Source organism: Nocardioides sp. W7 (assembly GCF_022919075.1).
Taxonomy (GTDB): Bacteria; Actinomycetota; Actinomycetes; order Propionibacteriales; family Nocardioidaceae; genus Nocardioides.
Genome location: NZ_CP095078.1, coordinates 4,990,265 through 5,014,137, shown reverse-complemented (window position 1 = coordinate 5,014,137; position 23,873 = coordinate 4,990,265). Strand labels below are relative to the sequence as shown.

General features: G+C 70.2%; 26 protein-coding genes. 18 read left to right on the top strand and 8 right to left on the bottom strand.

What is annotated here, in order from left to right:
* Nucleotides 1-88 precede the first annotated feature (88 nt).
* The 13 genes from MUB56_RS23475 (at nt 89) to leuE (ending at nt 13,640) form a co-directional block, all read left to right on the top strand.
* Nucleotides 89-1,711: an ABC transporter substrate-binding protein gene (locus MUB56_RS23475; protein ID WP_244929428.1), complete on the top strand. Its 1,623-nt coding sequence runs from the start codon at nt 89-91 to the stop codon at nt 1,709-1,711.
* Nucleotides 1,708-3,090, top strand: a complete 1,383-nt coding sequence (locus MUB56_RS23470) for an LLM class flavin-dependent oxidoreductase (protein ID WP_244929427.1) — start codon at nt 1,708-1,710, stop codon at nt 3,088-3,090. The genes MUB56_RS23475 and MUB56_RS23470 overlap by 4 nt, the downstream gene beginning before the upstream one ends.
* Nucleotides 3,087-4,028: an ABC transporter permease gene (locus MUB56_RS23465; RefSeq protein ID WP_244929426.1), complete on the top strand. Its 942-nt coding sequence runs from the start codon at nt 3,087-3,089 to the stop codon at nt 4,026-4,028. Before MUB56_RS23470 ends, MUB56_RS23465 begins: the two co-directional genes overlap by 4 nt.
* The gene (locus tag MUB56_RS23460) at nt 4,025-4,933 is read left to right on the top strand and encodes an ABC transporter permease (RefSeq protein ID WP_244929425.1); all 909 of its coding nucleotides are present in this window, start codon (nt 4,025-4,027) and stop codon (nt 4,931-4,933) included. The genes MUB56_RS23465 and MUB56_RS23460 overlap by 4 nt, the downstream gene beginning before the upstream one ends.
* Nucleotides 4,930-6,654, top strand: coding sequence for an ABC transporter ATP-binding protein (locus tag MUB56_RS23455; RefSeq protein ID WP_244929424.1), 1,725 nt, complete (start codon nt 4,930-4,932; stop codon nt 6,652-6,654). Before MUB56_RS23460 ends, MUB56_RS23455 begins: the two co-directional genes overlap by 4 nt.
* The gene (locus MUB56_RS23450; protein ID WP_244929423.1) at nt 6,651-7,943 is read left to right on the top strand and encodes an acyl-CoA dehydrogenase family protein; all 1,293 of its coding nucleotides are present in this window, start codon (nt 6,651-6,653) and stop codon (nt 7,941-7,943) included. Before MUB56_RS23455 ends, MUB56_RS23450 begins: the two co-directional genes overlap by 4 nt.
* Complete coding sequence (locus tag MUB56_RS23445; protein WP_244929422.1) at nt 7,940-9,199, top strand: hypothetical protein; 1,260 nt, start codon at nt 7,940-7,942, stop codon at nt 9,197-9,199. The genes MUB56_RS23450 and MUB56_RS23445 overlap by 4 nt, the downstream gene beginning before the upstream one ends.
* 6 nt (nt 9,200-9,205) lie before the next feature.
* On the top strand, nt 9,206-10,030 hold the full coding sequence (locus MUB56_RS23440) for an aldo/keto reductase (protein WP_244929421.1): 825 nt from the start codon (nt 9,206-9,208) through the stop codon (nt 10,028-10,030).
* A gap of 361 nt (nt 10,031-10,391) precedes the next feature.
* Nucleotides 10,392-10,916 carry a nuclear transport factor 2 family protein gene (locus tag MUB56_RS23435; protein WP_244929420.1) on the top strand — a complete coding sequence of 175 codons (525 nt, stop codon included), beginning with the start codon at nt 10,392-10,394 and terminating at the stop codon, nt 10,914-10,916.
* Nucleotides 10,913-11,800 carry an LLM class F420-dependent oxidoreductase gene (locus MUB56_RS23430; protein ID WP_244929419.1) on the top strand — a complete coding sequence of 296 codons (888 nt, stop codon included), beginning with the start codon at nt 10,913-10,915 and terminating at the stop codon, nt 11,798-11,800. The genes MUB56_RS23435 and MUB56_RS23430 overlap by 4 nt, the downstream gene beginning before the upstream one ends.
* Nucleotides 11,801-11,886: 86 nt before the next feature.
* On the top strand, nt 11,887-12,630 hold the full coding sequence (locus tag MUB56_RS23425) for a hypothetical protein (protein ID WP_244929418.1): 744 nt from the start codon (nt 11,887-11,889) through the stop codon (nt 12,628-12,630).
* Nucleotides 12,630-12,947 (top strand): Dabb family protein, encoded by a 318-nt coding sequence (locus MUB56_RS23420; protein WP_244929417.1) that lies wholly within the window; start codon nt 12,630-12,632, stop codon nt 12,945-12,947. Before MUB56_RS23425 ends, MUB56_RS23420 begins: the two co-directional genes overlap by 1 nt.
* A 36-nt stretch (nt 12,948-12,983) precedes the next feature.
* On the top strand, nt 12,984-13,640 hold the full coding sequence (gene leuE / locus MUB56_RS23415; protein ID WP_244929416.1) for a leucine efflux protein LeuE: 657 nt from the start codon (nt 12,984-12,986) through the stop codon (nt 13,638-13,640).
* 19 nt (nt 13,641-13,659) lie between these two features.
* Here leuE and MUB56_RS23410 read toward each other — a convergent pair whose 3' ends face one another.
* On the bottom strand, nt 13,660-14,403 hold the full coding sequence (locus MUB56_RS23410) for a hypothetical protein (RefSeq protein ID WP_244929415.1): 744 nt from the start codon (nt 14,401-14,403) through the stop codon (nt 13,660-13,662).
* Nucleotides 14,400-14,957, bottom strand: a complete 558-nt coding sequence (locus tag MUB56_RS23405; protein ID WP_244929414.1) for a TetR/AcrR family transcriptional regulator — start codon at nt 14,955-14,957, stop codon at nt 14,400-14,402. Before MUB56_RS23405 ends, MUB56_RS23410 begins: the two co-directional genes overlap by 4 nt.
* 235 nt (nt 14,958-15,192) lie before the next feature.
* Here MUB56_RS23405 and MUB56_RS23400 point away from each other — a divergent pair, with 235 nt between their 5' ends.
* On the top strand, nt 15,193-15,468 hold the full coding sequence (locus MUB56_RS23400) for an HU family DNA-binding protein (protein ID WP_244929413.1): 276 nt from the start codon (nt 15,193-15,195) through the stop codon (nt 15,466-15,468).
* A gap of 172 nt (nt 15,469-15,640) precedes the next feature.
* Here MUB56_RS23400 and MUB56_RS23395 read toward each other — a convergent pair whose 3' ends face one another.
* A complete protein-coding gene (locus MUB56_RS23395; protein WP_244929412.1) occupies nt 15,641-17,299 on the bottom strand; it encodes an MXAN_6640 family putative metalloprotease in 1,659 nt (552 codons plus the stop codon).
* Nucleotides 17,300-17,397: 98 nt separating this feature from the next.
* The gene (locus tag MUB56_RS23390; RefSeq protein ID WP_244929411.1) at nt 17,398-17,796 is read right to left on the bottom strand and encodes an adenylyltransferase/cytidyltransferase family protein; all 399 of its coding nucleotides are present in this window, start codon (nt 17,794-17,796) and stop codon (nt 17,398-17,400) included.
* Between the two features lie 44 nt (nt 17,797-17,840).
* Between MUB56_RS23390 and MUB56_RS23385 the strand changes: the two genes are divergently transcribed.
* Together MUB56_RS23385 and MUB56_RS23380 are read left to right on the top strand one after the other, a co-directional pair.
* A complete protein-coding gene (locus MUB56_RS23385; protein WP_244929410.1) occupies nt 17,841-19,103 on the top strand; it encodes a DUF445 domain-containing protein in 1,263 nt (420 codons plus the stop codon).
* A gap of 4 nt (nt 19,104-19,107) precedes the next feature.
* Nucleotides 19,108-19,356 carry an RNA-binding S4 domain-containing protein gene (locus MUB56_RS23380; RefSeq protein WP_244929409.1) on the top strand — a complete coding sequence of 83 codons (249 nt, stop codon included), beginning with the start codon at nt 19,108-19,110 and terminating at the stop codon, nt 19,354-19,356.
* Nucleotides 19,357-19,404: 48 nt separating this feature from the next.
* Here MUB56_RS23380 and MUB56_RS23375 read toward each other — a convergent pair whose 3' ends face one another.
* Nucleotides 19,405-20,574 (bottom strand): lactate 2-monooxygenase, encoded by a 1,170-nt coding sequence (locus tag MUB56_RS23375; RefSeq protein ID WP_244929408.1) that lies wholly within the window; start codon nt 20,572-20,574, stop codon nt 19,405-19,407.
* 15 nt (nt 20,575-20,589) lie between these two features.
* Complete coding sequence (locus MUB56_RS23370; protein ID WP_244929407.1) at nt 20,590-20,958, bottom strand: FKBP-type peptidyl-prolyl cis-trans isomerase; 369 nt, start codon at nt 20,956-20,958, stop codon at nt 20,590-20,592.
* Between the two features lie 152 nt (nt 20,959-21,110).
* Between MUB56_RS23370 and lepB the strand changes: the two genes are divergently transcribed.
* Nucleotides 21,111-21,851, top strand: coding sequence for a signal peptidase I (lepB, locus tag MUB56_RS23365; protein WP_244929406.1), 741 nt, complete (start codon nt 21,111-21,113; stop codon nt 21,849-21,851).
* A 37-nt stretch (nt 21,852-21,888) separates the two neighbouring features.
* Here the strand turns inward: lepB and MUB56_RS23360 are convergent, their stop codons facing one another.
* Together MUB56_RS23360 and hisN are read right to left on the bottom strand one after the other, a co-directional pair.
* On the bottom strand, nt 21,889-22,320 hold the full coding sequence (locus tag MUB56_RS23360) for a CBS domain-containing protein (protein WP_244929405.1): 432 nt from the start codon (nt 22,318-22,320) through the stop codon (nt 21,889-21,891).
* Nucleotides 22,321-22,393: 73 nt separating this feature from the next.
* A complete protein-coding gene (gene hisN, locus MUB56_RS23355; protein ID WP_244929404.1) occupies nt 22,394-23,275 on the bottom strand; it encodes a histidinol-phosphatase in 882 nt (293 codons plus the stop codon).
* 41 nt (nt 23,276-23,316) lie between these two features.
* On the opposite strand from hisN, the gene MUB56_RS23350 reads away from it, so the two are divergent.
* On the top strand, nt 23,317-23,763 hold the full coding sequence (locus tag MUB56_RS23350; protein WP_244929403.1) for a DUF2231 domain-containing protein: 447 nt from the start codon (nt 23,317-23,319) through the stop codon (nt 23,761-23,763).
* Nucleotides 23,764-23,873: the final 110 nt, after the last annotated feature.

Genomic DNA, 23,873 nt, shown 5'->3' with positions numbered 1-23,873 from the left:
CGTTTGTCCAGTTCACTAATGGACACGCAGCTCCGCGCTACGTCTCGGACGCAGCCCCTTCGTTGTCCTCTGCCCATGAAGGAACCTCATGCATCGACTCACTCGGCTGGCGCCCAGCGCGGTCCTGATCGCGGCGACTGCGCTGTCCGTCGCGGCCTGCTCCTCCTCGGCTTCGACGTCCCCAGGCGCCAACTCCTCGACGCCGACCCAGGGTGGCTCGCTGACCTTCATCCAGCAGATCGAGCCGTCCTGCCTGGACCCGGTCCAGCTCGGCGACATGCACCAGGCGACGTTCGCGCTCCAGTACCTGGACTCGCTGGTCGCCACCGACGCCGACGGCAAGGTCCTCCCGTGGCTCGCGACGTCGTGGGAGATCTCGCCGGACGGCAAGGTCTACACCTTCCGACTCAAGGAGGGCGTGAAGTTCACCGACGGCACCCCCTTCGACGCAGCAGCGGTCAAGGCGAACTTCGACCGGATCAAGACCACTACGGGATCGGCCTCGCAGTACCTCATCTACGTCGACAAGACCGAGGTCGTCGACGCGAACACGGTCGAGGTGGCGCTGAGCCGGCCGTTCGTTCCGTTCCTGCAGCAGATCGCCCAGTCGTTCGTCGGCATTCAGTCGCCCACGGCACTGAAGCGGGGGGACGACGAGAACTGCCAGTCGCCGGTCGGCACCGGGCCGTTCATCGTGGACAGCTACACGCCCGGTGATCAGGCCGTACTGGTGCGCAACGAGGACTACAACTCCGCACCCCCGACGGCTGAGCACGACGGCCCGGCCTACGTCGACCAGGTGGTCTGGCGCTTCATCCCCGACCCGACCGCGCGATTCTCTGCTGTCAAGACCGGCCAGGCCGACGCCGCTGACGGGCTCACGGCGATCAACGAGAAGCAGGCGGCGAAGGACGACAGCCTGGCGGTGCAGTCCCACGACTACCCGGGACACCCCGAGGGCGTCATGTTCAAGACGAACCTCGCCCCCTTCGACGACGTACGTGTGCGTCAGGCGTTCAAGTACGGCGCGGATGTCGATGCGGCCCTGGAGAGCATCTTCTTCGGGCTCTACGAGCGACCGGGCGTGCTCAGCCCGACGACCACGGACTTCGACCCGAGCAGCGTGGACGCCTACACCCACGACCCCGACAAGGCGAACGCCCTTCTCGACGAGGCTGGCTGGACCGAGCGCACCGCAGACGGCTACCGGGTCAAGGACGGCGAGAGCCTGACGGTGCACTGGCTGATCAACGAAGGATCCCAGCTCGACACCTACCGCACCTTCGCCGAGCAGATCCAGGCGACGGAGAAGGAAATCGGCATCGAGGTGGTCTTCGAGAGCGCGCCCGCCACCGACTGGACGGCATACACGAAGCCGGAGTACCAGGCGACGTACATGAAGTACACGCTGAACAGCCCGGATGTGCTGCGCCTGCTCTGGGCGACCGATGCGTTCATCAACACCGATGGCCTCTTCGTTGACGACCCCGACCTTCAGAAGGCGGTCAGCGACGCTGCCATCGAGTCCGACCCAGCCAAGCGGTCCGAGCTGTACGCCACGGCGCAGCAGCGAATCAGCGACCAGGCGTACGGCCTGACCCTGTTCCCCGAGAGCGTGCGGATCCTGTCCAACACCTCTCGGGTCCAGGGAATCCGCCAGGAGCCGGTCCTCGGCCTGGTGAACCTTCAAGATGCGTGGGTGACCAAGTGACGACCGATACTCCCAAGCCCCTGATCTTCTCGGCGTTCGTGATGAACACGCCGTCGCACATCATGCAGGGCACCTGGCATCTGCCGGGTTCGACCTCGACGGAATTCAACTCCGCCCAGCACTGGATCGACCTCGCCAAGCTGCTGGAGAAGGGGCGCTTCGACTTCATCTTCTTCGCAGATGTGATCGGGTTGTACGGCGACTACCGGGGTGACTACCGCAAGTACGTCGAGACCGGACTCCAGGTCCCCAGCAACGACCCGTCGGTGCTGGCCTCGGCCTTGGCGGTGGCAACCGAGCATCTCGGAATCGCGTTCACCTCCTCGATCGTCCAGGAGCACCCGTTCAACTTCGCACGCCGGGTGTCGACCCTCGACCACCTCAGCGGCGGCCGGATCGCGTGGAACATCGTGACCAGCCACCTCGAGAACTCGTTCCGCAACTTCGGCCATCCGGCTCTCGTCGCTCACGACGAGCGGTACGTGTGGGCCGAGGAGTACCTCGACGTGCTGCTCAAGCTCTGGGAGGGTTCCTGGGAGGAGGATGCCGTGCTCGCCGATGCTGAGCGCGGGGTCTACGCCGACTTCGACAAGGTCCACAAGATCTTCCACAAGGGCGACCGGTACGAGGTCGAGGGGCCCCACCTCGTGGCTCCTTCGCCGCAGCGGACCCCACTGCTGTTCCAGGCGGGCTCGTCGCCTGCGGGCCGTGATTTCGCGGCGCGCAACGCCGAGGCCACCTTCATCGCCGCGAACTCGCCGGAGACCGCGCGCGCCCAGATCATCGACACCCGGCAGCGGGCGGCGGGCTTCGGCCGCAATCCCGACGACATCAAGTTCTTTCCGGGCCTCAGCTTCGTCATCGGCAGCACCGAGGACGAGGCGCGGCGCAAGGAGGCCGAGCTCGAGGAGACCCTCGACTGGGACGGCCACCTCGCCCACATGTCCGGCAGCATGGGCGTCGACCTCGGGCACCACGACCTTGACGCCCCCGTCGGGAACCTGAACCTCGAGACCGTCCAGAGCCTCGCCGGCATGCTCCAGGCAGAAAGCCCGGACAAGGAGGTGACAGTCCGCGACCTGGTGCGTTGGACCGCAGGCAGCAACCGCCTGGTGGGCACCCCGGAGCAGATCGCCGACCAGCTGGAGGTGTGGCGCGACGCCGGCATCGACGGCGTCAACGTCATCAACGTGACTCGCCCCGGCACGTACGTGGAGTTCATCGAGCACGTGACCCCGGTGCTCCAGGAGCGGGGGCTCCAACGGCGCGAGTACGACGAGGGCACCCTGCGCCACAAGGTCTTCGGTGCGGACCGACTGCCGGAGAGCCACCGCGGCGCTGGGTATCGAGGTGCCTTCGGGCGGAGCGAGATCCAGTGAGCCGACTGCCTCGGGCCTCGGTGATCCTGCCGCGACTGCTCGGTGGCGTCCTGGTCGTCTGGGTCGCGGTGACCTTGACGTTCGTCTCGATGCAGCTGATGCCCGGCGACATGGTCGACGTCATCATCGGGGGGCCGGGCGGGAACAACAGCCCGGAGGCCCGGCAGGCGGTGATCGATCAGTACGGTCTCGACCAGTCCGTCGCCGTGCAGTACCTGCACTACCTGGCCAGCATGTTCAGCGGTGACTTCGGCACGTCCCACGTCTTCCATCAGGACGTCACGTCGCTGCTCCTCGACAGGATCGGGCCGACGTTGATGCTGGGGGCGGCTGCCCTGGTGCTGGCCTGGGTGCTGGCCGTAGGGCTGGTGATGCTGACCGCCGGTCGCGGGCGTATCGCCTCCAGCATCGGGTCCGGGTTGGAGATCTTCGCGGTCTCCACCCCGCAGCTCTGGCTCGGGATGGTGCTGCTGCTCGTGTTCTCCTTCCAGCTCGGGTGGTTCCCGATCGCGGGCGGCAGCGGCATCGGCTCGCTGGTGCTCCCGACGGTGGCGATGGCCGTCCCCTTGGCCGGCTACCTCGGCCAGGTCTCTCGGGAGGCCACCGAGCACGCGCTGGAGCAGCCCTTCGTGCTCACCGCCCGTGCCCGCGGCATGAGTGATCTCGGGGTTCGCTTCCGGCACGTGCTGCGGCACGCGGCGCTGCCCGGCGTCACCCTGTCGGGCTTTGCTGTCGGCTGGCTCTTCAGCGGCGCGGTCGTGGTCGAGTCGCTCTTCGGCCGTCCAGGTCTCGGCAGCACCCTCCTGGCCGGAGTGCAGGGGCGCGACGCGGCCCTCACCGGCGCGATCGTCGTGGTCAGCGCCGTGCTCTATGTCGTTGCGAACCTGGTCGTCGACCTCCTGTATCCGCTCATCGACCCGAGGATCCGTGTGCGATGACTCAGACGACCCAGGCCATGTCGCCTCCACTGGTTACGTCGGCCGAGCCGACCCGGCCGGTCGACGAGACGTCCCGGCGCGCTGGGTGGCGCCGATGGACGATCCGCCCCGTCCTGTGGGGGGCCACCCTCTTCCTGCTGGTCGGCCTCCTCGCAGCGGTGTTCCCGGCCACGCTGACCGACGTCGACCCGTTGGCCATCAGCCCGATCGACGCGCTCCGGGGCCCCTCCCTCGCCCATCCGTTCGGCACGGACCAGTCGGGCCGTGACGTGTTCGCGCGAGTCGTCCACGGTGCGCGGGACTCGCTGACCATCGCCCTGCTCTCCACCCTGATCGCCACCGTCCTCGGCATGGCGCTCGGGCTCGGGGCGGGCCTCGGCGGCCGTCGTACCGATGCGGTCATCAGCCGCGTGATCGAGGTGCTGTTTGCGTTCCCGTCGCTGCTGCTCGCGCTGCTCGTGCTCACCGTGTTCGGCAACTCGGTCACCACCACGACCATCGCCGTGGGCGTCGCGCTGTCGCCAGGTCTCGCCCGCCTGGTCCGAGGCGAGGCACTGGTGGTCCGGGAGTCGGGCTACGTCGAGGCCGAGCGGCTCTTCGGCCGCCCGCGGTGGCGCATCATCGCCGCCACCATCGCGCCCAATGTGCTGCGTCCGTTGATGTCGTACGCGCTGCTCAACGTCGGCGGCGCCCTGATCTGGTCGATGACGCTGAGCTTCTTCGGATTCGGCGCCCGGGGTCCGGCACCGGAATGGGGAGCGATGCTCGCCGACGGCCAGGAGTTCCTCATCTACTGCTGGTGGCTGCCGGTCTCGGTCGGCCTGGCCGTGATCCTCACCGCCGCATCGGCCACGGTGCTCGGTCGCCACCTCCAGTCACGACTCGCCGGACGGAACCAGACATGAGCACCGAACCCTACGAGGACCTTCCCGCGCGACCACTGGTCTCCGTGCGCGACCTGCGGGTGTCCTTCGGCCGTGGCCGTAGCGCCCGGCAGGTGGTCCACGGCGTCGACCTCGACCTGATGGCCGGGGGATCGTTGGCGATCGTGGGTGAGTCCGGCTCCGGCAAGAGCGTCACCGCTCGCAGTCTCGTGGGGCTGGCCGGTGCCACTGCACGAGTCCAGGCCTCCCGACTGGAGGTGTGCGGTGCGGATGCTCGCGACCTCTCCGACCGGCAGTGGCGGCGGATCCGCGGCAGCCGGGTCGGGCTGGTGCTCCAGGACGCCCTGGTCTCGCTCGACCCGCTGCGTCCGGTCGGCAAGGAGATCGCGGAGAGCCTGAAGCTGCACGGGTACGGCGACGCGTCCGCTCGTCGCGCCCGGGTGCTGGAGATGCTGGCGGCGGTCGGCGTCCCCGAGCCGGAACTGCGCGCGGCACAGCGCTCCGGCGAGCTGTCCGGGGGACTGCGCCAGCGCGCCCTGATCGCCGCTGCGCTGGCACTCGACCCGGAGCTGGTCATCGCCGACGAGCCCACCACCGCTCTGGACACCACCGTGCAGGCGCAGGTCCTGCGGCTGCTCGAGGAGACCCGGGAGCGGGGCAAGGCGCTGCTCCTCATCAGCCACGACCTCGCGGTCGTGAGCCGCATCGCCGATCACGTCGTGGTCATGCAGCACGGCCGGGTCGTGGAGTCCGGCCCGACCGAGCAGGTGTTGAGCGACCCGCAGGACCCCTACACCCGCACGCTGCTCGCGGCGATCCCGTCAGGGGCCTCGCGCGGGACCCGGTTGACCTCCGGGGCGGGTGCGGCCGCCTCGTCGGAGCGCCGTCGTCGCGGGCCCGCCGGCGGCAACTACGGCTCGGCGGCGGACCCTGCGGTGGTCCTCGACGCACGTGACCTCACCAAGCGCTACCTGGGCCCGGACGGTGTGACCCGCGAGGTCGTCTCGAAGGTCTCCTTCCAGCTCCGTGCGGGGGAGTGCCTGGGCGTGGTCGGTGAGTCCGGATCGGGCAAGACGACCGTCGGGCGGATGGCCCTGGGCCTGCTGAGGCCGGACGCCGGTGAGGTGCTGCTGCACGGGCGCGCATGGAGCGCCGCCACCGACCGTGACCGCCGACCTGATCGGCGCCGGGTCGGAGCGGTCCACCAGGATCCGCTCGGATCCTTCGATCCCCGCCACGACGTGGGGGCCGTGGTGATGAATGCGCTGCCACCGGGGCTGGGGAAGACGGATCGGCGTCGCCGCGTCGTCGACCTGCTCGAGCAGGTGGGGCTCCAGGCCGACCATGCCGAGCGCCGTCCCGCCACCCTGTCGGGCGGGCAGCGGCAGCGGATCGCGATCGCCCGGGCCCTGGCCGCGAAGCCGGAGACCCTGGTCCTCGACGAACCGGTGTCGGCGCTCGATGTCTCCATCCAGGCCCAGGTCCTCGACCTGCTCACCGACCTGCAGCAACGCCTCGGCCTGAGCTATCTGTTCATCTCCCACGACCTCGGCGTGGTTCACCACCTCTGCGACCGCGTGCTCGTGATGAAGGACGGCCAGGTCGTGGAGACCGGCACCGCTGACCAGATCTTCGAGCAGCCCACTCACCCCTACACGCAGGCGCTGCTCACCTCCGTACCCCGCGTCGCCGCCGTGCCGCGGCGACTGACCACCACTGACACGACAGGAGTAGCGCGATGACGCTGACTCATCCCACCCCCGAGGTCGACCAGGAACGGGGGAGTGCCCCTCGTGCCGAGGGTGCGCCGAGCGATGCCGAGCTCCGCGCCCGTTTCGCCCCCGTGTTCGAGGAGATCAGAGCCGGAGCGGCGCTCCGCGACCACGAGCGGAGATTGCCGTTCGCCGAGGTGAACGCACTGCGAGAGGCGGGGTTCACCCGCCTGACGGTGCCGGTCGACTTCGGTGGGTACGGCAGAAGCATCCCGGAGCTGTTCGCCTGGCTGGTCGAGCTGGCGGCCGCAGACTCCAACGTGGCCCAGCTGCTGCGTGCGCACTTCGGCGTCGTCGAGATGCACCGAGCCACGCCGCACCGCCCCTGGAGCGCGCAGCTGCTGACGCTGGCCGGGTCAGGAGCCATCGTCGGCAACGCCAGCCACGAGCGCGCCGGTGCCGAGGTCGGCCGCCTCAACACCCGGCTCACCCGGGGCGGAGAGGGATGGCATCTCAATGGGACGAAGTACTACAGCACCGGCAGCCTCTTCGCCGACTGGGTCGTCGTGGTGGCCGAGGACGAGCAGGCTGCGGTGCGCTCGGTGCTGCTGCCGGTCGCGACACCCGGCCTGGAGCTGGTCGATGACTGGGACGGCTTCGGCCAACAGCTCACGGGCAGCGGGACCACCCTGATCAACGACGTCGTCGTCAGCGCTGAGCAGATCGACGAGGCGGGTGCGCCCGGCCCGACGTACCTGACCGCCTTCTTCGAGCTGGTCCTGCTCGCCGCGCTCGCCGGCGTGGCCGCCGCGGTGGCTCGTGACGCAGCCGACTTCGTCCGTAACCGCACCCGGGTCTACAGCTCGGGGGCCGCGCCGCAGGCGCGCCTGGACCCCCTGGTGCAGCAGGTCGTCGGCCGGCTGCAGAGCACCGCCTTCGCGGCGCGGGGGCTCGTGGCGCAGGCGGCCCTGGTCGTCGAGGAAGCGAGTGAGTCCAGCATCGCGGGCCGCGGAACCGGGGCTCCGGAGCTGATGGAGGCCGCCGAGTTGGCCGCCGTGCAGACCCAGATCGTGCTCGTCCCGATGGTCACTGCGGCCGCCACTGAGCTGTTCGAGGTGGGCGGTGCCTCTGCCACCAGCACCGCGCGGCGTCTCGACCGGCACTGGCGCAACGCGCGCACCATCTCCTCCCACAACCCGACGATCAACCAGGAACGAGTCATCGGCGACCACCTGATCAACGGCGCTGGCCTCGTCTACCACTGGGCAACCGGCACCAGTGCCACGCCCGAGGCGACCACGAAGGGTGACCAGGCGTGAGCGCCGTACAGCAGTGGTCGGACACCACGCCGATCTCCGACCAGGAGCTCGACGAGCTGTTCACGCCGGTCTACGGGCGGATCGCCGCCGGTGCGCTCCAACGCGAGATCGACCGCCTGCTGCCGTTCGAGCAGATCCAGTGGCTCCGCGAGTCCGGCTTCGGTCGACTCCGGGTGCCCCGCGAGTACGGCGGCTTCGGGGTGAGCCTTCCGCAGTTCTTCCGCCAGCTGGTGGCCTTGGCCGCGGCCGACTCCAACCTGCCGCAGGCACTGCGCGGCCACATCGGCTTCCTCGAAACCAGGCTCGTCCACCCCGTCGCCGCGAACCGTGAGCGCTGGCTCACCCGGATCGGCTCCGGCGACCTCGTCGGCAACGCCCAGAGCGAGCGCGGCAGCTCCTCTTTCTGGACCCCGAGCACCCGGGTGACGCGGCACGGCGACGGTTGGCGGCTGAGCGGCGAGAAGTACTACACGACCGGCAGCCTCTACGCCGACTGGATCCAGGTCTCGGCCGGCTTCGATACCCGGAACCACGCGGACGTCCTGGTGCGTGCCGACGCGCCGGGCATCGTCCGGGTCGACGACTGGGACGGATTCGGACAGCGGCTCACCGGCAGCGGCACCACGACCTTCACCGAGGTGGACGTCGACGCCGACCACGTCGAGCTCTATCCGCCGGGGCTGGTGCAGGGCTCCTACCTGGGTGCGGTGTTCCAGCTCATCCACCTGGCCTGCTTGGCCGGCGTCGGCCGGGCGGCGCTGAACGAGGTCGCCGCCTTCGTGCGAGCCAAGAAACGCAACCTGTTCAATCCCGCCTTTCCCTCGCCCGGTCTCGACCCGCACGTGCAGTCGATCGTCGGCAAGCTGGCTGGAGCGTCGTTCGTCGTGGACTCAGCGGTGGAGGCTGCTGGCGCCGTCATCGAGGAGACCTATCAGGCGCAGGTGCGCGGCGAGGTGACCGCCGAGCACTTCGACCGCTCCGACATCGCGGTCTATGCGATCCAGGGTCAGGTCGTCGAGCTGGTGCTCGACCTCACCGCCCGCCTGTTCGAGGTCGGCGGCGCCTCCGCGGTGAGCGAGAGGCTTCAGCTCGACCGACACTGGCGCAACGCGCGCACCATCGCCTCCCACAACCCGGTGGTCTACCGGAACCAGATGGTCGGTGACCACGTGCTCAACGGCACCAGCCCGCACGAGTTCATCGCCCAGCACCTGACCGCACCCGGCGGGTCGCCCTCGACCTCCACCGAAAGCTGAGTAGGCATGGCTCCCTCTTCTGACCACTTCGAGCTGTCGACCGGCGCCACCATCCCCAGCGTCGGCTTCGGCACCTGGCAGATCCCCGAGGGTGCTCCCGCCTACGACGCCGTGGCGGCTGCGCTCGCGGCCGGCTACCGGCACATCGACACGGCCCACGGCTACGGCAACGAGGCCAGCGTCGGCCGCGCGATCGCTGAGAGCGGACTCGATCGAGCCGAGGTCTTCGTGACGACCAAGATCCCCGCGCGGCTCAAGACCTACGCCAGCGCTCGTGCCAGCATCGAGGAGTCGCTCGCCGCGCTGGGGACGGACTACGTCGACCTGCACCTGATCCACGCGCCCTGGCCGTGGGAGGACATCGGCTCGGACCACCGTGCGGGCAACATCGAGGTCTGGCGGGCGCTCGAGGAAGCCTACGAAGCCGGTCGGGCGCGTGCGATCGGAGTGTCCAACTTCGAGGTGACAGACCTCGAGGCCCTGGGAACGACCCACGTCGTCCCGCACGTGAACCAGATCCGGGTCCACGTCGGACACCGCCAGTCCGAGCTCACGGCGTACTGCCGAGACCAGGGGATCCTGGTCGAGGGCTACTCGCCGCTGGGCACCGGCGCGATCCTGAGCGACCCGGTGCTGGGCGAGATCGCGGCGTCGTACGGCCGATCGGTCGCCCAGATCGCTCTGCGCTATCTGCTGCAGCGCGAGATCCTTCCGCTGCCCAAGACCGTCACCCCGGTGCGGATCGCCGAGAACCTCGACCTCGACTTCGAGATCTCGGAGAGTGACGTGCGCCGACTCGATGGGGTCGAGCTGGCCGAGGCCACGTCCTAGTCGTCCACCATCGGTGGCCGGTCCGACACGTGCGTGACAGTCGATCGGTCAGTCCAGTTCTGTCAGAACATGACTGGTCGCAACGGGATGACCCTGGCCTTCGGCCGGGCCTTAGGTGGGGTCTCCGTGGTAGCGACCCGAGCGGGAGGTCTGTTCGTCCAGGACGAGCGTCAGCAGGCCGGGGAAGTGCTGTGCATCTCTCGGCATCGTCTTCCGAGACCGCCCATCCGGCCGACGCGCCGGCAGGGCGCCCGCTTCCATCCACCGGGAACACGACGACTCCCCGAACCGGGACGCAGGTAGACACTCCTGGCAGTGGCCATCGACGGCCTCGAGTACTGCCCTCGCGGGAGGAGCGACGATGGAACGGACCGAGTGGTCGGACCGGCAGCAGATCCAGGACGTGGTGCTGCGCTACTGCCGAGGCATCGACCGGCTCGACATGGAGCTGGTGCGCTCGGCCTTCCATCCGGACGCGATCGATCATCACACCGGCTTCGAGGGCCCAGTCGACGAGTACCTCGCCTGGGTCGAGCCGAAGCTGAGAGCGCGGCTCGGGGGCACGATGCACATCGTGGGCAACCACCTCGTCGAGCTCTTCGGCGACACCGCGATCAGCGAGACCTACGGCACCTCGGTGCACTGGGGTACGCCGGAGGACGATCCCCGCGCCAACTTCACGAGCGGCGTCCGCTTCGTCGACCACATGACCTGGCGCGACGGCCGCTGGGCCATCGCAGAGCGCTGGGCGGTCCGGGTGTGGACGCGATCGGACGCGGGCCGGTTCATCGGCAAGGAAGCGGACGGCCCGACGGCCAGCCGGGACGAGCACGATCCCTTGATCCAGCTGCAGAAGAAGCTGGCCCAAACGGAGGACGGCGCATGAAGGTAGGAATCAGCTCACCCATCGTCGCGCTCTCGGGCCGGCGCCCCGAGTGGGAGCAGCACGCGGGTCCCGCAGAACTGGTGCGAGTCGCCCGCGCCGCCGACCGGCTCGGGTTCGACTTCATGACCTGCGGCGACCACGTCGCGGTCCCGGCCGGGATCGCCCGGGGAGAGCGCTTCTACGACCCGTTGTCGACGTTCTCCTACCTGGCCGCGAGCACCAGGCGCCTCCGCTTCCTGCCGTTCGTGCTCGTCCTGCCCTTCTACCACCCCCTGGAGATCGCCAAGCGCTACGGAACCCTCGACCACCTCAGCAACGGCCGCCTGATCCTCGGTCTCGGCGTGGGGAACCTCGAGGAGGAGTTCGACCTGCTCGGGGCTCCCTTCGCCGACCGCGGACCCCGCGCTGACGACGCGCTGAAGGCGCTCCGGGCGGCGCTGGGGAACCGAGTGGTGTCGTACGACGGCCCGTACTTCAGCTTCGAGAACCTGGTCGTGGACCCGCATGCGGTCCAGCCACGCGTTCCGCTGTGGATCGGCGGCCACAGCAAGCGCGCCCTCCGGAGGGCGGTCGAGCTCGGCGACGGCTGGTCGCCGGCACCCCAGGCCTTCCGCGGCCCCACTCCCGAGCTGCTGCGTCAGATGCTCGACGAGGCCGAGGCGCCCGCTGACTTCGATGTCGTGTTCTCACCCGGAGGCCGACAGGATCCGATCGGCGACCCCGACGGCGTCCTGGCCATGCTCGAGACTGCGCGGATCGCGGGCGGCACGCTGGTGAACCTCACCGTCGAGCACCAGTCGCTGGAGCAGTACCTCGAACAGCTCGAGGCCTTCGCCGAGGTCGCCGGACTCGACGTCGAGGCGGGCGCACCCCACCTCGACTGACCTGCGGCCACAAACAAGGAGAGAATATATCCTCTACACTTGGTGATGGGCGGGCCTGCCGCTCGTCTGCCACCAAGGAGCCTCGCATGACCCGTGCCGTCACCAAGGGACGCAAGTTCGCCCTGGTCCTGCCCTCGACCAATACCTCGGTGGAGCGCGAGTTCCACCACCTCCGCCCGCAGGACTGCTCCTGGCACACCGGCCGGATCATGATCAAGGCGCCGGCGCTGGACTCCGCCGACGCGTTCGGGGCCTTCCGCGAGTGCCTCAACGAGGCGCTGCCCGACGCGCTCGAGGTGGTGCTGACCTGCCGGCCCGACTACATCGTGATGGGCATGTCGGCCGAGACCTTCTGGGGCGGGGTGCAGGGCAACGCCGCCTTCGAGCAGAACGTCCGTGACCTGACCGGCCTCGAGGTCACCACCGGCGCCACCGCGGCCGGGGAGGCGCTCAAGGCCTTCGGGGCCAAGCGGATCGGCATCGTGACGCCGTACCAGCCGGTCGGTGACGAGCAGGTCGTCGCCTACTTCAGCGAGCTCGGGTACGACGTCGCCGCGATCACCGGGCTGTGCTCGGCGTCGGCGACCTCGATCGCCGACGAGACCCCGGAGACGCTGCGTGCGGCCTTCCTGTCCGTCGACGGACCGGACGTGGACGCGCTGATCCAGTGCGGCACCAACCTGGAGTGCATCGCGGTCGCCGCCGAGCTCGAGAAGGAGCTCGGCAAGCCCGTCATCGCCATCAACCTGGCCACCATGTGGCACGCCTTCCGGGTCAACGGCATCAACGACCAGATCTCCGGCTACGGCCGCTTGCTCGAGGAGCACTGATGTTCAACCACGTAGGCCACCTGACCCTGCAGTCCGAAGTCACCGACACTCAGGTCGACGCCATCATCGATGGACTGCTCGCCCTACCCGGCCAGATCGAGGGCCTTCTCGGCGCGGAGGTCGTGCGCGACGCCGGCCTCGTCGATGGCAACGCCACCCTGCGCTTCCACCTGCGCTTCGAGTCCCAGGCGGCCTGGGAGGCCTACAAGACCCACCCCGCCCACGTCGCGGTCATCACCGACCACATCGCTCCGGTGCTGGGCTCCAAGGCGTTCGTGCAGTACGACGACGCGGACGTCCGGGTCGCCACCGCCTGATCCTCACGGCGTGGGAGGATCCGCACCGTGTGGGGAGTGACGGACCTGGGGTCCTACCTGGTCGGTCTGGTGCTGATCATCCTGCTGCCCGGCCCGAACTCGATCTACGTGCTCTCGGTCTCGGCCCGGCGGGGGATCCGAGCGGGCTACCAGGCGGCCGGCGGCGTCTTCACCGGCGACGCGGTCCTGATGTTCCTGTCGGCAGCCGGGGTGGCGTCGGTCCTGCGCACCAACGACGTGCTGTTCGGCGTCGTGAAGTACCTCGGCGCCGGCTACCTCGGCTGGCTCGCGATCGGCATGCTGCGCGGCGCCTGGACGGCCTGGCGCCGCCGGTCGGTCCCCGAGATCGAGGACGCACTCGACGAGGGCGTGCCGACGCGCGAGCCGGTCGAGCGGCCCTACCGCCGTGCGCTCGTGGTCAGCCTGCTCAACCCGAAGGCGATCTTGTTCTTCATCGCCTTCTTCGTGCAGTTCGTCGACCCGGGGTACGACCGGCCGGTGCTGTCGTTCCTGTTCCTGGGGGTGCTGGTCGAGATCGCGAGCTTGCTCTACCTCAGCGCCCTGATCCTGTGCGGTGCCCGGCTCGCCGCCGTCGTACGACGCCGTCGCGCGCTCGCAGCGGGTGGCACCTCGCTGGTCGGGGCCGTCTTCCTGGCCTTCGCCGTCAAGCTCGCCACGACGACCAGCGCCTAGGCCAGGCGGGCCTGCCGACCTAGTGCTCGCGGAGCAGCACCCCGGAGCCCGTGACCTGGTCGGCGATGCCGTGCTCGCGCAGGGCGTGCCAGAGCGTTGCGGCGTTGATCGCGACGACGGGCTTGCCGAGCTCGGCCTCCAGGGTCTCGCCGAGGGAGACGAAGGACAGGTTGGTGCCGACCTGGACGACGGCCTCGACGTCGGGCCCGTCGAGCCCCGCAACCACCTCGCGCAGCCGGGGCTCCTCGACCCGGGCGATGTCGGTGGCGGTGGGGCACCGCAGGCCGGTGATGGAGACGACGTCGAAGCCGGCCTCGGTGAAGTAGCGGCCGACCTCGCGGTCGGCGATCGGCTGGTACGGCGAGAAGACCGAGATCCGGCTCACCCCGAGGGCCCCGAGGGCCGCCCGGCAGGCGCTGGCGCCGGTGGTCACGGGCAGCCCGGTGCGCTCCGCGAGTCGCCGCTCGAAGGCGGCGTTGCCCTCGACGCCGCCCCAGAAGGTCTCGGCGGACATGCCCATGACCATCCGGTCCGGCTCCGCGGTGAGGACGTCGCGCACGGCCGTGTCGATCGACGCGCGGATCTGGCCCAGCAGCGCCTCGAAGCCGGCGTCGCCGTCCATCGTCGGGTCGGCGATGTGCATGGACCCCGTCCGGTAGGCCACGCCGGGGACGCCGGCTCGCCAGTAGTCGTGCTCGACGACGGTGTTGGTGCTGGGCACGATGACGCCGAAGACGGCGCGCGACCCGACGACGTTGGTCATCGGGCGACCGCCGAGAGGTGCAGGTCCACGGCGCGGTGGGCGCGTGCCCGGGCCGTCGGTCGGCCGAGCAGCAGCGCGTCGACCAGCAGCGGTGCGACGACGGACGCCACGGCGTCGTCGGCGGTCGTGCGGGTGACGCCGGCCGTGCGCAGGACGGTGTGGAACGGTGCGAGCAGGTCCTCGACATAGCGGTGCCGGAGCGCGGCGGCCGCGGTATCGGCGACCGCGGTCGCGGTCAGCGCCTGGAGGAAGGCGGCCACCGGCCGGTCGCGGAGCCGGTTGCACAGGACGTCGACCTCGCGGTGCAGGTCCCTCAGCACGTCCCCGGACCCGGTCGGGGGCGGGCTGGGGGCGACGTCGATCAGGCCGGCGAGCACGTCGGTGGGGGTCGGCCAGTGGCGGTAGATCGTCGACCGCGACACTCCGGTCGCCTGGTGGAGCCGCTGGGCCGTCAGCGCCCCTGCTCCTTCGCGCAGCAGGAGGTCGAGGGCGGCGGTGAGCACCACCGTCGTCGTGTCGGTTGCCGGCCCTGCGGGGCGCCCGGTCCTGGCCATGAATAAACGATACAAGATGTATCGACAATCGGTGCCGAGGGCGCGTCGGGTGGGACCGGACGCGGGCCGCGCGCGGCCGGGGGAGCGGGACCCCGGTTGACGCCCGGACGCGGGGTCGTAGGCTCAGGCGGACCGTGTTCTGGTCGACGACCAGGCGCGCTGACTGCCGTACGGCGGGCGCGATCACCTACGATGTCGGAGAATCGACAATCGTTCTCAGCACAGAGGAGCTCAGATGAACAAGGCCCAGCTTCGGGACGCCATTGCCGAGGCGACCGGTTCGAGTGCCGCCGAGGCCGACCGTGCCCTGGAGGCAACCCTCCAGGCGATCACCAAGGCCGTTGCCGGTGGCGACAAGGTGACCATCCCGGGCTTCGGCACGTTCGAGGCGCGCGAGCGCTCCGCGCGGACCGGGCGCAACCCGCAGACCGGCGCGGAGATCCAGATCGCCGCGAGCAAGGCCCCGGCGTTCAAGGCCGGTTCGGCGTTCAAGGCGGCCGTCGCCGGCTGATCGGCTGACGTCCCACGTGGGGCCTGACCCGAAGGGGTCAGGCCCCACGTGCATTTCCCGGGTGGATCGTCACCCCACAAGCCAGACGCCCGACCGGCTCGGGAAGCGAGCCGATCGGGCGTCTGGGTGTGGAGCCGTCAGTGGACCTGTCGGGCGGTCCGGGCGGGTGGCCTCAGCGCTTGACCACGCCGAACTTCAGCGCGAACACCTGCTGGTCGTCCCGGGCGATGCCCGCACAGCTGAAGCGCGGGTCGGCGGGCGCGTCCGGGCGGTAGCAGTCGAAACGGGTGGAGGCATTGACGGCCGTGGCCGTCACGCTCCGGACCTTGCGGCCGCTGAAGGACACCTTGATCTGGCCCTTGCCCTTGCGGTTCAGCCGGATCGACTTGCGCACCAGTTTGCCGCTGCGCAGCTGCACGGTCACCACGACCGCCGGCGACGTCTTGCGCGACGGACCGTCGACCTTGATCCGCAGCTTCCAGCTCTTGCCGCGCAGGCTCTTCGCGGGCCGCACCCGGACGTGCTGGGCGGCCAGGTGGTTGAGGGTGAGGGTTCCTGCCTGCGTCCGCTTGCTCTTCGAGAGCCGGAGCGAGCCCGAGAGGGTCGGGGCGGGCCAGCGTCGGCCCTCGCGGTAGGCCCGGGCCGGGAACGCGTTGGCGGCGGCGTAGGAGCGGTAGACCTTCGCGAACCCGCCGCGGCGGCGCAGCTGCTGCTTCAGCGCGGCGATGGCGAAGGTGTTGCGCTTGCCGCGGGGAGCGGCGCCGGACCACACGTTGCGCACGATCTTGGTGCCGTACCGGCTGCTGAGGTACTCCCAGAAGGCCCAGTTGCCGTACTGGAACGACGCGGACCTGGAGAACGTGTCGAGCGGGACCCAGGGGGCCCGGACCTGGCTGGAGTTGAGGTACTGCCGGTTGTCGTTGACCGAGTCGAAGACCCGCTCCTCCATCCAGGTGGCGGTGGACTCCATGAACCACGGGTCCTCGGTGTAGTCGTAGGAGAACTGCACCGCGTGGAAGAACTCGTGGGCGGCGGTCGCCTTCAGGGTCGGCTTCGGTGCGGTGCCGAACTGGGCACGCGCGAAGTCGTTGTCGAGCACGCAGTACGAGATCGCCCGCCCCTGGTACTTCTTGCCGCGCAGCCCGGCCTCGGCGGCGCAGTAGCCGTACAGGCCCCGGGAGCCGAGGTCCTTGAGGTAGACGTCGAACTTGCTGTTGCCGCCGTTGCGGCTCCGGCCCAGCGCCCGGTCACTCAGCGGCTTGCGGTAGCCCATCCGCTTGACCTCGTGCTTCCAGACCTTGGTCATCTGGCGCAGGGTGTAGTTCACCCAGCCCTTGCTGGGCGGGGCGTCGGCGGTGCTCGTGACGTAGTGGACGCAGATCGCGGTCCCGCACTTCTTCTTCGCCGGGACGGCGTACCCGTTGCCCTGGCGATCGGCGGCTCCGTCGGTCGGCCGGGCGAGCAGCGCCTCGGCGTGCTCCCGCTCGGCGCCGCTGAGCCGCGGCAGGGCGAGATACAGGTCGCGCATGGCGAGGGTGAGGTCCGGAGCCTCCTCGGCCGCGGGGGGCTCGGCATCGGTCTCCGGTACGGACTCCAGGCTGGTCTCCGGGGCGGACTCCACGCCGGGCTCCGGGGTGGACTGGGGGGCCGGACCGCCCTCCACGAGCTCGGTCACCGCGGCGAGGGCCCGGTCGGCCTGCTTGTCCGTCGCGATCTGAGGCACGGCCTCGGTCGGCACCGTGACCTCGTCGGCGGCGCTCGCGGATTGAGCTGGCAGGACCGTGAAAGCGGTGGCCATGGCCACGACAGCCGCGGCGATGGTACGGCGCATGCAAATGCCTATCTCTTTGATGCGGCACCCCTGAGGTACCGCGGTCTGGTCAAGCCTGCCCCGGGCGCAGGTCGGCCCAAACCCGGGTGGCCTCGTGCTCAGCTGGTCGAGGAGATCTTCTCGATCAGGGCCGTCGTCGAGATCGCGGGAGTGCGGGGGAGGTAGACGACCTCGCAGACGTCGCGGAACTCGTCGAAGCGTCCGGCCCAGTCGTCGCCCATGACGAGCACGTCGGCGCCGTACCGGAGGATGTAGTCGCGCTTGAGGTCAAGGCTCTCCTCCACGAAGACCTCGTCGACCGGCTTGAGGGCGGCGACGATCTCGAGCCGCTCACCCTCGCTGAACACCGGCTCGCGACCCTTCTTGCTGACGTTGAGCTGGTCGGCAGAGACGCCCACCACCAGCCGGTCACCCAACGCCGCCGCTCGCTCGATCACCCGAAGGTGACCGACGTGGAAGACGTCGAAGGTGCCGAACGTGATGACCGTGCGTGACATGAGGGAGATTCTCCCAGTCACCGGGCCTCGGCAAGAATCGCCGGATGGCGACCATCGAGATGATCACCGGGGATCCGGCAGCCGACGAGGTACGCCGCCGCGGCCTGCGCCAGATGCGCACCGTCGCGGTGTCGCTGCTGCTGCTGGCGGCTGTCGTGTACGTCGCCACGCTGGACCGCGACGGGTTCCTCGGGTTCGTCAACGCCGGCGCCGAGGCGTCGATGGTCGGTGCCATCGCCGACTGGTTCGCGGTGACGGCCCTGTTCCGGCACCCGCTCGGGCTGCCGATCCCGCACACCGCGCTGATCCCGCGCCGCAAGGACCAGCTGGCCCAGGGGCTGGAGGAGTTCTTCGGGGAGAACTTCCTTCAGGAGGGGATCATCCGCGACCGGATCGCGGCGGCCACGGTCTCGCTGCGGGTCGGCCGCTGGCTGCGGGTACCGGCGAACGCCCGCCGGGTCGTCGAGGAGGCCTCGGACGTCGCCGCGATCGGTCTGGGCAAGGTCCGCGACGAGCACGTGGAGAGCCTGGTGCGCGACGCGCTGGTGCCCCGGTTCCGCGAGGAGCCGATCGCCCCGCTGCTCGGAAGCCTGCTCGACGAGACGCTGCGCGACGATCTGCACCACGCGCTGGTCGATCTGGCGCTGCGCGAGCTGCACGACTGGCTGGTCGCGAACCCCGACACGGTCGCCGAGGTGCTGGTCGAGCGGGCGCCGTGGTGGACGCCGCCGCGGCTCAACGAGCGGGTCAGCAGCCGGATCCACGTCGAGCTGGTCCGCTGGGTGGCCGACATCCGCGACGACCCGCGGCACCAGGCCCGTGCCGCCCTTGACTCGATGCTGGCCCAGCTGGCGCACGACCTCCTCGAGGACCCCGACACCCAGGCCCGCACGGAGCGCTTCAAGGAGCGGCTGCTCGACCACCCGCAGGTGCTGGCGTCGGCGACCTCGCTGTGGAACGCCCTGCGGCGGGTGCTGACCTCGTCGCTGCAGGACCCCGACGGGGCGCTGCGCCAGCGCCTGCTCGTCGAGGTCCACGCGTTCGCGGAGCGACTCGTCGACGACCCCACTCTCCGCGGGCGAATCGACGGCATGGCCGCGGACGCGGCCGTCTTCGCCGTGGAGCGGTACGGCGAGGAGCTCACCGCGGTCATCACGCACACCATCGAGCGCTGGGACGGCCGGGAGGCCGCCCGCCGGATCGAGCTGCACGTCGGGCGCGACCTACAGTTCATCCGCATCAACGGCACCATCGTCGGCGGCCTGGTCGGGGTGCTGATCCACACCATCTCGGTGCTGGTTGACTAGTCCCATGAGCTCCGAGCCGTTCGACGTCGCGATCAAGGACGAGTCGATCCGGCTCGGCCAGTTCCTCAAGCTGGCGAACCTGGTCGAGTCGGGGGCGGAGGCCAAGCCGGTCATCGCTGCCGGAGAGGTGAGCGTCAACGGCGAGGTCGAGACCCGTCGCGGCCGTCAGCTGGTGAAGGGCGACGTGGTCACGCTCGGCCCCCAGGCGGCCCGGGTCTCCGACGAGTCGACCTCCGACGACCTGCCCTGGTGACAGTCCCTGACGCTCCGCACCCGTAGCGGGCGTACGTAAGGTCAGGGACTATCGGGGTGCGGCGGCCAGGGAGTCCCGGCCCAGGTCGCGGTGGGTGCGGTAGCCGGCGTTGCCGAGGGTGAGGTCGAGCTCGGCGAGCAGGCAGCGCAGCACGTGCTCGACGCCGGCCTGGCCGGCGAGCGCCAGGCCGTAGAGGTAGGGCCGCCCCAGCAGCACCGCGTCGGCGCCGAGGGCGAGCGCCTTGACCACGTCGGGCGCCGACCGGATGCCGGAGTCGAAGAGTACGGCGAGCCGGTCGCCGACCGCCTCGGCGATCGCGGGCAGCTGGTCGAGCGACGCGGCGGCTCCGTCGACCTGGCGGCCGCCGTGGTTGGAGACGACGATCCCGTCCACGCCGTGCTCGGCGGCCAGCCGGGCGTCGTCGACGTGCTGGATCCCCTTCAGCAGGATCGGGCCGGCCCAGCGCTCGCGCAGCCAGGGGAGCTGGTCCCAGTCGAGTCCCGGGTTGGGGAAGACCGAGGCGAAGGCGATGCCGGCAGCGCCGGGGTCCTCCTCGACCGGCTTCTCCAGGCGGCGCTGGAAGACCGGGTCGCTGGTGTAGTTGGCGATGCCCACGCCCTGGAGGAACGGCAGGTAGCCGCGATCGAGATCGCGCGGGCGCCAGCCCAGCAGCGTGGTGTCCACGGTGACGACGAGGTGGGTGTAGCCGGCGGCCTCGGCCCGCGACAGGAAGCTCTCGCACAGCTCCGGGTCGGTCGGCCAGTACAGCTGGTACCACCGCGCCCCGCCGTCGCTGGCCGCGGCGGCCTCCTCGATGGAGTGGCTGGCCTGCGTCGAGTGGACGTAGGGGAGTCCGAGCGCGGTGGCGGCGCGGGCGGTCGCGAGCTCGCCGTCGGGATGGGCCAAGGTCTGTACGCCGACCGGTCCGAGGAGCACCGGCGCCGCCATCGAGGTGCCGAGTACGTCGGTGGCCAGATCGCGGAGCGCGTGGTCGCGCAGCATCCGCGGCACGATCCGCCAGCGGTCGAAGGCCGCGACGTTGGCCCGGGCGGTGGCGCCGCCCCCGGCGCTGGGCACGATGTAGCCCAGCGCCTCGGGGGAGAGCACCTCGGCGGCCCGCGCCTCGAGGGCGCCCAAGTCGGTCGGCAGGTCCGGGGTCTGGCCCAGGAACATGCCGTTGAAGTAGATCGACGACTGGTGGTCGCCGAAGTGCGCCATCGGGTCAGGCTCCGGTCAGGAGACGGCGATGAGGTCCACGACGAAGATCAGCGTCTCGCCGGGCTTGATCGCGCCGCCGGCGCCGCGGTCGCCGTACCCCAGGTGGGGCGGGATGATGAGCTTGCGCCGGCCACCGACCTTCATGCCCTGCACGCCGGTGTCCCAGCCGGAGATGACCTGGCCGACGCCGAGGCGGAACTTCAGCGTGTCGCCGCGGTTGTAGGAGGCGTCGAACTCCTCGCCGGTCGAGTGGGCGACGCCGACGTAGTGGACCGAGACGGTCTGGCCGGCGCTGGCCTCGGGGCCGTCGCCGACGGTGAGGTCCTCGATCACGAGGTCGGTGGGCGGGTCGAAGTCGGGGAAGTCGATCTCGGGCTTGTCCATGAAACCACCCTAGGCGACGCCCACGATCCGGCTCGACGAGCCGGCGCTCTCGCTCGTTCTCGACGAGCCGGACGTGGGTTTCTCAGTTCGGCATGCCACCATTGCCCCGCCCGGTGTGCTGTCGGGTCGGGAGAGCGGGGAGCAGGGTGGACGTGCACGACGACGAGGGGGCCACCTCGCCCCGGCCCACTCCCCGGCGCGAGCGGCGCCTCTCGCTGTGGCAGGAGACCGTGGTGCTCCTGGGAGTGGCGCTGGTGCTCTCGTTCATCGTCAAGACCTTCTTCATGCAGGCCTTCTACATCCCGTCCGGCTCGATGGAGCCCGGCCTGGAGATCAACGACCGGATCCTGGTCCAGAAGGTCTCCTACTGGGGCGGCGGCACCCCCGAGCGCGGCGACGTCGTCGTCTTCGAGGACCCGGGCGGCTGGCTCGGTGAGGGTGAGACGGTCGGCCCGACCAGTCCGGTGGGCAAGGTGCTCGGCAAGGTCGGGCTCTACCCGACCGGCGGGCACCTGGTGAAGCGGGTGATCGGCGTGGCGGGGGATGTCGTCGAGTGCTGCGACGACGAGGGCCGGCTCCTGGTCAACGGGAAGCCGATCGAGGCCGACTTCACCCGCAACGACTTGGACTGCGACGGCCCGATGGTGACCGACTGCGAGGCCGACTGGACGGCCGGGCCGGTGCCCGAGGGCGAGCTCTTCGTGATGGGTGACCACCGCGACGCCTCGGCCGACTCCTCCGAGCACCTGTGCCGCGAGGACGAGACCGAGTGCGTGACCGGCAGCGAGTTCGTGCCGGCCGACCTGGTCGTCGGCAAGGTCTTCGCACGGGTCTGGCCGGCCAGCCGGTTCTCGATTCTGGACAAGCCGGCCACCTTCGCCGACCTCGACTGACCTCGGGCGCGCGGCGGTCGGCGGTCGGCAGGCCCGGCTAGGTCCGGTGGACGTAGCTGTCGAGCTGGTCGCGCTCGAACTCCAGCTGGTCGATCCGGTGCTTCACCACGTCGCCGATGCTGATGATGCCCACCAGCCGGCCTCCGTCGACCACCGGGACGTGCCGGACCCGACGCTCGGTCATCGTCTTCATCAGCGTGTCGAGGTCGCTGTCGGGCGCACAGGTCTCGACGGCGGTGGTCATGATCGCTCCGACGGTGTTGTTGACGACCGTCCCGTCGTGGTGGAGGCGGCGCACGACGTCGCGCTCGCTGACGATGCCGTCCACGCTCGTGCCGTCCGCGCTCACGATCAGGGCGCCGACGTTGTGCTCGGCCAGCAGCGCGAGCAGCTCGCGCACGCCGGCATCCGGGCCGATGGTCACGACAGCCGGGTTGGCCTTGGCCCTCAGGACGTCACCGATGTGCATCTGCACCTCCAGGTCAGGATGTCTTGACCGTAGTGCTGAGGACCGTCACATTTCTACGCCCAGTCGGGGACGTCTAGGACAGGTCCTGGGTCGGTGGGCGCCGCGGACGCAGGTCGCTGACGGAGCCGGGACCGGTCCGTCGTACGTCGGGGTCGTCGTCGTCATCGCCCAGCGAGCCGAGGAAGGACAGCGCGGCCTCGTGCAGGTGGGCGTTGGTCGCCAGCGCGTTGCCCCCGAACGGCCCGTCGGTGCCGTCGAGCGAGGTGAACCGTCCGCCCGCCTCGCGCACGATGACGTCCAGGGCGGCCATGTCGTAGACCTCGAGCTCGGGCTCGGCCGCGATGTCGACGGCCCCCTCGGCGAGCAGCATGTAGGACCAGAAGTCGCCGTACGCCCGGGTCCGCCAGCAGCGCCGCATCAGGGACAGGAAGTCGTCGAGCCGGCCGCGGTCGTCCCACCCGTCCAGCGAGGCGTACGACAGCGAGGCGTCCTCCAGCCGGCGTACGTCGGAGACCTGGCACCGGGTCGCCTTGAGCAGCGACCGGCCGGTCCAGGCGCCGTTGCCGGTCGAGGCCCACCACCGGCGCTGGAGTGCCGGGGCGGACACCACGCCGACGACCACCTCGTCGTCGACGACCAGGGAGATCAGCGTTGCCCAGACCGGCACGCCGCGCACGAAGTTCTTGGTGCCGTCGATGGGGTCGATGATCCAGCGGCGCTGGCTGTGGCCGGTTGAGCCCTGCTCCTCGCCGGTGATGGCGTCGCGGGATCGGGCGCGGCCCAGGGTGCGCCGGATCATCTCCTCGACGGCCTCGTCGGCGTCGGTGACGGGGGTCAGGTCGGGCTTGCTCATGACGTGCAGGTCGAGCGCCTTGAACCGCGCCATCGTGAGCGAGTCTGCGTCGTCGGCGAGGACGTGCGCGAGGCGCAGGTCGTCGGTGAAGTCGGTGGGCACGAGCACAGGCTACTTTCAGCAAACTCACTTAATGTTCAACCATGGAGATCAACGGACTTCCCCTGCATGCCCTGGTCGTCCATGCGGCGGTGGTCTTCGGGCCCCTGGCCGCCCTCGCGGGGCTCGGTTACGCCGTACCGCGCTGGCGTGACCGGCTGCGCTGGCCGCTGGTCGTCTCGGTCCTCATCGCCACCGTCTCGGTCTGGGTCGCCTACCTGTCGGGCGAGCAGCTGACCGAGGCCAACGAGTACGGCGGCCCGCTCGCCGAGCTCGTGAAGACCCACGAGGACCGGGCCGGCGTGCTCCGGATCAGCGTCACCGCGTTCGCGCTCGTCTCGTTCGTCGCGGCCTGGCTGCACACCCGCACCGGTCCGACCCGGCTCGTGCTCGCCGTACTCGTCGGCGCGCTGGCCCTCTTCACCGCCGTCACCACCGTGCTCGTCGGCGACGCCGGCGCGCAGATCGCCTGGTACGGCACCTCCCCCTGACCGTTGAGTCGGGCCCCCTGACCGTTGAGTCGGGCCCCCTGACCGTTGAGTCGGGGAGTCTGGTGCTCAGGACCCCGGACTCAACGGTCAGGATCCCGGACTCAACCGTC

Excerpts from the sequence above, each read along its gene's own strand:
- MUB56_RS23410 (WP_244929415.1), bottom strand. The coding sequence starts at position 14,403 with ATGACCAACGTCGTCGGGTCGCGCGCCGTCTTCGGCGTCATCGTGCCC.
- MUB56_RS23450 (WP_244929423.1), top strand. The coding sequence starts at position 6,651 with ATGACGCTGACTCATCCCACCCCCGAGGTCGACCAGGAACGGGGGAGT.
- MUB56_RS23380 (WP_244929409.1), top strand. The coding sequence starts at position 19,108 with ATGAGCTCCGAGCCGTTCGACGTCGCGATCAAGGACGAGTCGATCCGG.
- MUB56_RS23350 (WP_244929403.1), top strand. The coding sequence starts at position 23,317 with ATGGAGATCAACGGACTTCCCCTGCATGCCCTGGTCGTCCATGCGGCG.
- MUB56_RS23375 (WP_244929408.1), bottom strand. The coding sequence starts at position 20,574 with ATGGCGCACTTCGGCGACCACCAGTCGTCGATCTACTTCAACGGCATG.
- MUB56_RS23385 (WP_244929410.1), top strand. The coding sequence starts at position 17,841 with ATGGCGACCATCGAGATGATCACCGGGGATCCGGCAGCCGACGAGGTA.
- MUB56_RS23455 (WP_244929424.1), top strand. The coding sequence starts at position 4,930 with ATGAGCACCGAACCCTACGAGGACCTTCCCGCGCGACCACTGGTCTCC.
- MUB56_RS23420 (WP_244929417.1), top strand. The coding sequence starts at position 12,630 with ATGTTCAACCACGTAGGCCACCTGACCCTGCAGTCCGAAGTCACCGAC.
- MUB56_RS23430 (WP_244929419.1), top strand. The coding sequence starts at position 10,913 with ATGAAGGTAGGAATCAGCTCACCCATCGTCGCGCTCTCGGGCCGGCGC.
- MUB56_RS23435 (WP_244929420.1), top strand. The coding sequence starts at position 10,392 with ATGGAACGGACCGAGTGGTCGGACCGGCAGCAGATCCAGGACGTGGTG.
- MUB56_RS23395 (WP_244929412.1), bottom strand. The coding sequence starts at position 17,299 with ATGCGCCGTACCATCGCCGCGGCTGTCGTGGCCATGGCCACCGCTTTC.
- MUB56_RS23440 (WP_244929421.1), top strand. The coding sequence starts at position 9,206 with ATGGCTCCCTCTTCTGACCACTTCGAGCTGTCGACCGGCGCCACCATC.
- MUB56_RS23400 (WP_244929413.1), top strand. The coding sequence starts at position 15,193 with ATGAACAAGGCCCAGCTTCGGGACGCCATTGCCGAGGCGACCGGTTCG.
- MUB56_RS23460 (WP_244929425.1), top strand. The coding sequence starts at position 4,025 with ATGACTCAGACGACCCAGGCCATGTCGCCTCCACTGGTTACGTCGGCC.
- MUB56_RS23425 (WP_244929418.1), top strand. The coding sequence starts at position 11,887 with ATGACCCGTGCCGTCACCAAGGGACGCAAGTTCGCCCTGGTCCTGCCC.
- MUB56_RS23390 (WP_244929411.1), bottom strand. The coding sequence starts at position 17,796 with ATGTCACGCACGGTCATCACGTTCGGCACCTTCGACGTCTTCCACGTC.
- MUB56_RS23405 (WP_244929414.1), bottom strand. The coding sequence starts at position 14,957 with ATGGCCAGGACCGGGCGCCCCGCAGGGCCGGCAACCGACACGACGACG.
- MUB56_RS23360 (WP_244929405.1), bottom strand. The coding sequence starts at position 22,320 with ATGCACATCGGTGACGTCCTGAGGGCCAAGGCCAACCCGGCTGTCGTG.
- MUB56_RS23475 (WP_244929428.1), top strand. The coding sequence starts at position 89 with ATGCATCGACTCACTCGGCTGGCGCCCAGCGCGGTCCTGATCGCGGCG.
- MUB56_RS23370 (WP_244929407.1), bottom strand. The coding sequence starts at position 20,958 with ATGGACAAGCCCGAGATCGACTTCCCCGACTTCGACCCGCCCACCGAC.